10 protein-coding genes are annotated in these 8,697 nt (G+C 55.4%); 1 reads left to right on the top strand and 9 read right to left on the bottom strand.

Features of this window, described 5'->3' with window-relative positions; all coding sequences use genetic code 11:
- Positions 1-173: 173 nt before the first annotated feature.
- Both FGE21_RS19210 and FGE21_RS19215 read right to left on the bottom strand, forming a co-directional pair.
- Positions 174-1,169, bottom strand: a complete 996-nt coding sequence (locus FGE21_RS19210; RefSeq protein ID WP_139665016.1) for a hypothetical protein — start codon at positions 1,167-1,169, stop codon at positions 174-176.
- On the bottom strand, positions 1,166-3,466 hold the full coding sequence (locus FGE21_RS19215) for a hypothetical protein (protein WP_139665017.1): 2,301 nt from the start codon (positions 3,464-3,466) through the stop codon (positions 1,166-1,168). Before FGE21_RS19215 ends, FGE21_RS19210 begins: the two co-directional genes overlap by 4 nt.
- A gap of 618 nt (positions 3,467-4,084) precedes the next feature.
- Between FGE21_RS19215 and FGE21_RS19220 the strand changes: the two genes are divergently transcribed.
- Positions 4,085-4,885: an endonuclease/exonuclease/phosphatase family protein gene (locus FGE21_RS19220; RefSeq protein WP_139665018.1), complete on the top strand. Its 801-nt coding sequence runs from the start codon at positions 4,085-4,087 to the stop codon at positions 4,883-4,885.
- A gap of 228 nt (positions 4,886-5,113) precedes the next feature.
- Here the strand turns inward: FGE21_RS19220 and FGE21_RS19225 are convergent, their stop codons facing one another.
- The 7 genes from FGE21_RS19225 to FGE21_RS19250 all read right to left on the bottom strand — a co-directional run bounded on the left by FGE21_RS19225 (position 5,114) and on the right by FGE21_RS19250 (position 8,600).
- Positions 5,114-5,716, bottom strand: coding sequence for a helix-turn-helix domain-containing protein (locus tag FGE21_RS19225; protein WP_139665019.1), 603 nt, complete (start codon positions 5,714-5,716; stop codon positions 5,114-5,116).
- Positions 5,717-5,726: 10 nt separating this feature from the next.
- Entirely contained in the window at positions 5,727-5,894 is a 168-nt protein-coding gene (locus FGE21_RS20135) for a hypothetical protein (RefSeq protein ID WP_176695493.1), read from the bottom strand.
- A 189-nt stretch (positions 5,895-6,083) separates the two neighbouring features.
- Complete coding sequence (locus tag FGE21_RS19230; protein WP_139665024.1) at positions 6,084-6,890, bottom strand: DNA adenine methylase; 807 nt, start codon at positions 6,888-6,890, stop codon at positions 6,084-6,086.
- Positions 6,891-7,064: 174 nt separating this feature from the next.
- Positions 7,065-7,187, bottom strand: coding sequence for a hypothetical protein (locus FGE21_RS20535; RefSeq protein WP_255731673.1), 123 nt, complete (start codon positions 7,185-7,187; stop codon positions 7,065-7,067).
- 25 nt (positions 7,188-7,212) lie between these two features.
- Complete coding sequence (locus tag FGE21_RS19240; RefSeq protein WP_139665021.1) at positions 7,213-7,488, bottom strand: hypothetical protein; 276 nt, start codon at positions 7,486-7,488, stop codon at positions 7,213-7,215.
- Complete coding sequence (locus tag FGE21_RS19245) at positions 7,485-8,210, bottom strand: lysozyme (protein WP_139665022.1); 726 nt, start codon at positions 8,208-8,210, stop codon at positions 7,485-7,487. Before FGE21_RS19245 ends, FGE21_RS19240 begins: the two co-directional genes overlap by 4 nt.
- Positions 8,211-8,273: 63 nt before the next feature.
- Complete coding sequence (locus tag FGE21_RS19250; RefSeq protein ID WP_139665023.1) at positions 8,274-8,600, bottom strand: hypothetical protein; 327 nt, start codon at positions 8,598-8,600, stop codon at positions 8,274-8,276.
- Positions 8,601-8,697: the final 97 nt, after the last annotated feature.

The following is an 8,697-nucleotide window of genomic DNA, read 5'->3' on the forward strand; positions in this document are numbered from 1 at the left end:
TTAGCGACATTTGCAAAGTCGGGTGCCATGGTCTGCCTTTAAGACGCGCCCGGACCAAAGCTGACGTTGACCGGAGATCCAAACGCTGCATTGCAGCCCGTCAGACCGGACATTTATTGCCCTAGAAGCGGACGCGACATTGCGGACAAGAAGCGTCCTCAAAAGAGCAGCCCTTATGATCGGTAGCAGTAGTCCAGAACCTCCGTAAAGCTAACCTCCTCACTTTCCAGCCTGCGTTCGAGCTCTTCCAACTTGGCGATGCTCTGATATTCGTCGCTAAACTCGATTTTTAGTTGGAAATTTTCATCCTCTTGTCCTCCTATTTCGCTAAGCTGGACGCTGAGCGTTTCCAGAACATGGGATGCAAGTTCGACTTGAAGCTTTCTAAATCTAATGAGGCGATGACAGATAAAGAAGTCCGAAAGGTCAGGATGCGACGATGCTCTTCTTCTCCAACCTGTGGACCGAGTGGCGGAAAACAGCGCTTCGTCTTGCGTTTTCTTCCATACGCGAAAGTCAAAATAGTTCTTTGGGTTTGGGTTTTCATGCGTTGGGCGAGCCATATGTTTTACCCCGCCGTCATGCGCATACCTGTCCAACGTCTTGAGGATGCGATTTTGGTAATGCACCTTCCTCCTTACAGTACTCTTCCAATCAAAAATAAGGAGGCGCTTGCGTTTCAGAAATCGAACTTCGCGCCCCAAGAGTTCGTCATCGCTGTCCCAGTTTCGTCTAGCACGTCGAGGCAAATATTGAAAAACTAGGCCCATAAATCTAAAGACTGAGTTGGCAGGGATGGCGCGGAAATACTGACCTTCATCCTCATCCTCTTGCTCTTTCAGAATATAAACTGCTTTACCGTAGTAAATGAGGCTTTGCACCACCTCTTCTACGATCTCCTCGACAATCGAATACCCACCCGAATAGTTGTGTTTGCTGACGAATGCCCCCAACAACTGGTCCTGCAGCTCTTGACTATTTGACGTAATCCGAAATGTATTCGCGTCTCTCCGCGAACTTCCGAAGAACATGTTTCGGAAGTCGTCGTTGAACATGTTCTGATTGAAGTTACCCATGCGGTCAACGGGACGAAAAACTAACGCCTCCAGCGCATTCGGGGCAATCTCATGATTGACGAAAAATTCCGGCGCATCGCGAGAAACTCTCATTCTGTCTCTCCTTCTAGCCGTTCAATTCGCGACTTGAAGCTGGTGATTTGATGATTGACTTTGTCAACCGACAGGTCAATTTCGCTTAAAACATGCAGTGCAAAGAAGACATCGCTGGCACTGTAGTAGCCACCTCGGAACTCGTCGACGATGTGGCTTGGGTGCTTCGGTCCATGAGAAGAATAACGGTCGTTGTAGCCTGCATCTCGCAACAGGGCTTCGAACTTCATCTTCCACTCGGTTCTAATCGAGTCCCTTGGAGAGGCGTTCATGCTAAAGCTCCTGCTGTCGCTCAACAGCATCGTTCTTTCCAGATAACTCTTGCGGTCTGTTGCCGCTTCTAGCAAGCCTTCCCAAATTTGCATTGGGACAGTCTTGAGCGCTTGATTCTGATGATGCTCAGCGTACAGAATTGAATACCCCAAAAGCGTCGCTAGGTCTTTGTTCGCACTTGAAACAAGATGAAGTCGAAACTCTTGGTTTACGTCCAAGTTGGGGTCGGTAAACTTGAAATTTGCCGCAAGAAACGCCAATCCAAAGAATGTCCGGAAAACACTGTCTAACACGTCCCCATCGTTACGGTGAAGCGCGTTGAGGCATTCATTGGCAAGAACGAAATATGTCTGGCCAAAGTGATCCGGAAGGCTTGTGTCATGAGCACACGAAGCAAACAAGTGATTCCCCAAAGTTTTTTCGGACAGCAGCATCATCAGTTCACTACGTTGGACCTCAAACTGCTTCTGAAGTTTCTCAAAATCCAAGGCTGGAAGCTTGTACATTTCCTCATCATATAGCTGATATACAGCGTACCGCGAAAACAACCGCTCCAAGTCATCATACCAGCCTGGCAGTTTCCAGTTCGAGTGAAGGGTGCTCAAAACCACTTGAGTTGCCGCTGCTGGGTGTCCTGATGCCACAACGGCCTGGGCAAACTTCGGAAGTTCACTACTTTCGAAATCCGCTACGATTTCGACGATTTTGAAGTACTCCTCCAAAGCAGCCTTAATGGTTAATTGCTGCAAGTACTTTGGCCGGGATAAGCGGCGCTGCTCAATCTTTTGCTCGAAGACTATACGCTTTTGAAGTGGACGAATTTTAACCTGTAGAAATGCAGGGAGGTTCTTGCTTGCGGCAAAGGACCAATCATCTCCTGCGAAGAATCGCATCAATTCTTTGTCAAAGGTCTGTATCCTGCGCAGTGTCTCAAAAAAGAAATTTTGAACGATAGCGCACCAAGTGTCAGCCAATGCAATTGCGTGTCTTGATGTTTCACTGTTTTTGCCATCAATCTTGGGCAGGTACTGTTCTAGCAAAATCCTTACAGCCGCGAAGTCGTCCAAACCTGTCTGAAAATATAGTCCTTGGGAATACACGGTCGCGCGGTACTGGAGGTCTGAAACCAGTCGAAGTGAAAGCTCCCATTTCTTTGCTTTGAGCGCTTGTTCAAGATGATGGTGGATTTTTTCGAGGGTTTCGTTTTCAAGCCAGTCTAAATCTGCTCGTTCTTCGGGTGTGATTTGGGAACTAGTTTGGAGGGCCAATGAAGTCTCTGAATCGCCAGCTAAGAACCAGTTTGGATGAAACTGGATGCGTGGGAACCAATAACTGTCTTCCGGAATCTTGTGCTTCTGCTTCAAGTAGTAAGCTAGCAGGCCCGAGTAACTTCTGGTTAGAAGTGGTAGATTCTGCTCAACTTTTCTTTGCTCACTTTGCAGTCTTTCGTTAATGAATTCGAGTTGCTTCAGCTTTGTTCTTGCCAAGTGGGAAAAGTGATTTTGATAGGAAATTGTGTTCTTGCCCTGAGCGACCCGTTCAATGTTCTGGGCTATTTTGGGAAGAATCTCACCATCAATCAACGGCGTAAGCTCAAAAAACTCAAACAATCGTCGGCCGATTGGGAAAAGCGTCAAGACAGACAGAACAGTCAAGAAGCTTGAAACCACATATACTGAAAGTCCTGTTTGATGGCCAAAGATGTTTATGGCTTTGGCTGTGATACAAAATGCGGTGGAGAAGATGAGGGTTGAGGTGTACAGGTTGCCGACTTGTTCGCCTATCAACAGGCTGACGATTTTTCGGTTCAATTTGGCGTAACCAGTGCTGAGAATGATTCCGATGGTGGCAAAGTAAATCGAAAAAATTGCGGCTAAGAGCACAGCATAGAATTCAAGTTGTCCGTTGTAGTCGTCGTGTGTGGACGCATCAGGCCAGCTTTGGAGCTGAAAATCATCGACTATGCGATGCTCTGCGTATTCCAGTGCCAACAAAGCCACCACAACGAAGAGAAACTTTTTCAACCCAATCCAGATTAGCTGCCATCCAATCCTGGATTTCTGAATATGCGCTTTTACCCCTGAGGTACTATCATGTCTTAGCTTCTCAGCACGAAACAACTGCCGCGAAAACCAACTTCTTGCTTTCCAAAATCCGACTGTTGAAATCGCCCAAACTCTTAATCGTGTTAACAATTCTTATCCCCAACCGGTTATCGTGACCTTATGCCACCCTGGTCTTGCAGGTTTCATTCATTGAGAATGCCTTTTTCGAATTTGAAGAAGGGTATTGTTCTCAAATATCAATCTGTCTCACAAACTATGTTGCTGCGTCCCGCCGCGTTCCGCAACCTATTGTAGAATGTTTTTATGTGCGTCGCACAGCAGCTTTAGATGTTGTCGTTCAACTGTTTGCCCTCGCAGCTAACGGCAGCTTTCCGCCGTCATGTCCTGGACTCGGCTCAATGCTGCGCCGGGCACCAATGTCAGAACATGGCTGACAGCCGTCATCCGGCAATAGGGCTGGCATGCGATTTCGCTGCAACACAGCTGCCGCGCCGCCGCAAGGCAGCTGTGAGCCCATCTTGCAGTTCTTCCGTAATGCAGCGAATGTCGGGTTTTGATGCCGACTAGGATTAGTCTATGGAAATTATGTGCCTAAATGGCTGGGGTGGAAAGTTGCACGAAAACTTGCTGCCCTACGTCCAAACCACCGCACCTGAAATCCTGTGTTTGCAAGAAGTCGTCCATAGTCCTGCTTCAGAAAAAGATTGGCTGACGTACCGTGATGGTGAGCATATTTTGCCGCAGCGGGCAAACTTCTTCAGCGATGTATCCAAAGCCTTACCCGATCACATCGCAATCTTTTGTCCAGCCGCGCAAGGCGTTCTTTGGGATGACGACCAGTCAATCCCTTCCCAATGGGGTTTGGCGACATTTGTGCATAAGTCGGTTCCGATTGTTGGTCAGGTTCAAGGCTTCGTTCACAAAGCGTATTCACCTATTGGGTATGGTGACCATCCGCGATCACGCAGCGCACATGGAGTGCGTGTTTACGACTACAGCTCTCAGAGATTTATCAGCGTTACGCATATGCATGGCCTGCGTGATCTAAACGGCAAAATGGACACACCAGAGCGAGCAGAGCAGGCCAATCGGCTCCTTGATCTCTCGCAGCAAGTGTCCGAGCCGGAAGACGTGGCAGTGATTTGCGGTGACTTCAATGTCGAACCAGATAGTGAAACGCTTCGGATATTGGCTGATGCTGGCTTTTCTGAGTTGGTAACGGGGCGCGGTTTCAGCAGCACGCGAAATTCGCAATACAAAAAGCCGAGCAGGTTCGCCGACTACTTGCTTATCAGTGACGCAGAAGCGGTGCAGAAATTTGATGTTGTTTACTATCCAGAAGTCTCGGACCATTGCCCGCTGGTTCTTACCCTCTAGCTTTGGACGACTTAAGCAGCCGTTCAGGTTCCCGCATCCAACGGCAACAAAGTCCGCTGTGCCGCCACTCGCCTGTCAAAAATGCTGCAAGATGCATGAACGGCCGCAATGCGCAAGCTGCAGCGCAGCGTTCAAACACTCAACGGATGTCGGCTCCGGGCCGGTCGTGTCATCAAGGCCGACCACGGTTCGCAAATATCGCATCGCCCATACCTGCGCAAACCTCCCCTACCCCGCAGCCCGCGCCCCGCTGCCTTGGGCGATCATCCGGTAGCCGAGCCCGCGGAGTGTTTCGATCCTCCAGTGGGATTTCACCTTGGGGCGGATCTTTGACACATAGACTTTGGTGATGTCGCCCTGCGGCCAGCCGCTTTCGGGCGCGCCGTGATAGGCCCGGCGCATCACCATGTCCTCGGTGAGGGGCTTTCCGCCGGCGTTCTTCAGGATCAGGAACACCCGGGCCTCCATCGGGGTCAGCGCGAAGGCCTGCATCGCCCGCATCTGCTCCTCGATGCAGTCCCCGGTGAGATAGGCGATTTCCGCGCGCGCCTGCTCCGTCGTGGCGACCATGTCGGGCGGCAGATGCGTCCCGCGCAGCTCTTCCAGCGCGAACAACAGCTGCGACAACACCACTTTGGCCGATCGCGCCGACCAGCCCCGGCGCGCCTCATAGGCTTCCAATGCCTCCTCCTCGACGATCAGATCGAACAGCGTCCGGAACAGCGTCGGCGCGATCCGGAAGGCGGTCGGGTTCGACCGGAAGCGATGCGCGGTTACCACCTGCTGTTCCGTCAGATGGCCTTCTTTTCGGAGTCTGATGATGTTTTTCATGGGCGGAGCCTCAGTAAAGTCCAACAATGCCGGTGGCACTGGTGCCACTGGCGAGGATGCGTTTCATGCGGAACGGATAGGGCACCCCGGGCTGCAGCGCAGGCAGCGTGCCGGTGCTGCCATCCTTCATCACCACGGCCACATCGTCTTCGGTGGCGACCATGATCGCACGGGGCACCACTGCCAGATCCTCGTCATCCCTGGGGGGACGGCAAAAATGCTGGTGGCCGGTGAATCGAGACCGGAGCCAACTCCGGCAAAGTGATCGGTTGCAGGTATATCGCCCTCCTCATGTGATCGGATGGGTCCCCCGCCGCCGGTCTGTGGCGATCGCAGCGGGGGGATTTTCATCGGTGCGAGCGGGCGGTCACAACAGCCCGACGCGCGGTTCAAAATTGCTGATGATCAGCTCGCGGGCTTCTGTCGCGGCCCCGGCGCTGACGGTGTATTTCAGGCGCACGGCCTCGATGCAGAATGGAGCGAAGATCTCGCGGATCTCCGGGCAGTCATTGATCGACAGGATGAACCGGCCTTTGATCCCAGCCAGTTGCCCGGCCATGGAGGCAAAATCATCGCGCGCAAACAGCCCCTTGCCGTAGTCGCTTTCCCCGCCCCAATAGGGCGGATCGAGGTAGAACAGCGTCCCTGCCCCGTCATAGCGCCGGATCAGATCCTGCCAGTCGAGGTTCTCAAACACCACGCTGTCCAGCCGTTCATGCGCGGCCTCCAGGATCGGCTCCAACCGGGACAGGCTGAAGCGCGATGGCCGATCGGCAGCAACGCCAAACACGCCGCCCGGCTTGCCGCCAAAGGCCTGGCGCTGGAGATAGAGAAAGCGCGCTGCACGTTGCAGATCGGTCAGCGTGGTCGGATCGACCCGGCGCAGGCGTTCAAACTCCCGGCGCGAGGCAATCTGGTATTTCATGACCTCCATCAGTTGTGGATAGTGCTGCTGAAGAATGCGGAACAGGTTGGTGATTTCGCCATTGAGATCATTGGCGACCTCGCAGACGGGCTTCCAGCTGCGGCGCAGAAAGACACCGCCCATGCCCACAAACGGCTCTGCATAGGTGGTGTGATCGGTGGCTTCGATCCGCGCGATGATGCGGGCGCTCAGGGCTTTCTTGCCCCCAAGCCAGGGGGCGACGGGTGCGGCAGGGCGTACCTTTGTCATTGTCTTCATTGGTGATTCCAGAATATGGAGCGCGCACTCTCGCGAGAGTCGGGCGGCATTTCTGTACTGTCATGTCGGCGCAGCCGCTTTGAACGGTTGGCTGCGAGGGAGAGGGTGTTTCAGCACCCGATCCCCCCGCCCGGAGGCAGGGAGCGCGTTTTTCAGGCAGATGGGCTAGACCGGCCCGCGCCCGCTCAGGGTTTCGACCTTTCCGGCGCAGTCCAGCAGGGCGTGGCGATCGCGGGCCCAGAGGGTTTCGACCTCGCGATCGTTCAGCCAGCGCTCTGGGATCAGCACCGGCCGGGCGCAGGGATCGGCGCTGTCAACGGAGGCTGTTGAGGCGGCGCACCCGGTCAGCGCCAAGGCAGCGAGGCACGGAAACAGGATCCGCATGGGCTTTCTCCTCGAGGGTTCTGGCCAGGGTGGCGCGGGTGCGCTCGTTTGCAATGCGGGCGCGATCCAGTTGATTGGCCCGCTCGATATGAGCCAGCTCACGGGCCTGATAGGCTGCACGGCAATCTGTGGCGCCACGGCGGTAACCTATGCCAGCCGCAGCGGTCAGCGCAGCCAGCGCCAAGGCGATCAACCAGGGCTTCATGCCGCCTCCAGTGCCCGCAGGCACATTGCGCGTTCTGACATGCGCCGGTTCGTGAGGCCCCGGATCACCCGGCCCCCGGCGCGGTTCCAGCGCGGCAGCTGATGGCAGGCTCCGGCCAGATCGCCCGCGTTGGCCCTGCGCACCAGCGTCGACCGGCAGGCCGCCCCTGCCCCGACATTGTAGGTCCAGGACACCAGCGCCACCTTCACCCCCACCGGCACGGGCGCGGTCAGGCAGCGGTCCAGCTGCGCCTCAAAGGCGACAATCTCGCGCGCCAGCATCGCGTCACAGTCGGCGGTGCTGTAGCTGTCGCCGGGCTGAACGCCCCGGGTCTCGCCGTAGCAGACCGTCCAGATGCCAATGATGTCGCGGTAGGCCTCGGTGCGCAGCCCTTCCCACTGGCCGATGAAGGAAACCGCCGAGGCCAGCGCAACCCCGCCGCCCGCCAGCAGCCCCAGGGTCTTCTTGCGGACCGCACCACTGTCATCGCGCCGGAACCGGAACCAGAGCCCGGAGGCAGGCTGCACCAGCACCCGCGCCGGGATCGCTGCGAGGTTCACAAGGGCCGCGATCGCGGCAAAGACCAGCGGATCGAGGCCCAGCAGATCGGGCGAGACCAGCGAGACAAAGATGGGCAGCACGGACAGCACCGCCGCGAGGATCAGGAGCCGGACAGACCAGGCGCCGGTCAGGGTTTCTTTCCAGTTTGCAATGAGTTTCACGGGCTTTCTCCATGTCAAAAGAGCCCGCAGGCGGGCTTTGGGTTTCGTTCTGTTTTCAGGGGATCAGCGGCTGGGGGTGCGCTCCATCCGTTCCAGCCGGGTGTCGATCTTGTTGAGGGTGGAGAGGATCAGCGACAGGCGCTCATCCTGACGGGCAAGGCTGGTTTCATTGGCGCGCACCCGCACCGCCAGCGCGGTCTGGCGGCTGTCGGCGGTGGTCATATCCACCCGCATCGCATTGATGCTGTCGGCGAGGCTCTTGGTTTCACCGCGCACGGTCGCAAGCTGCATGCCGACCCAAAGCCCCGCCCCCACCAGACCGCAGGCCACAGTCCAGGCCAGCGACTTGTTCAGGGTGATGCCGCGATCGCTGTTTTCAATCATTGCCATGGTGCCTCCCTCACTGTCCCAGGGCGGTATCAAAGGCCGCAGCCACATCGAATGCAGCCGGATCGCCCGACGCCTCGATCTGCGCCGCCACTGTGGC

The sequence above is a fragment of the Phaeobacter sp. B1627 genome, assembly GCF_006265095.1.
Classification (GTDB): domain Bacteria; phylum Pseudomonadota; class Alphaproteobacteria; order Rhodobacterales; family Rhodobacteraceae; genus Epibacterium.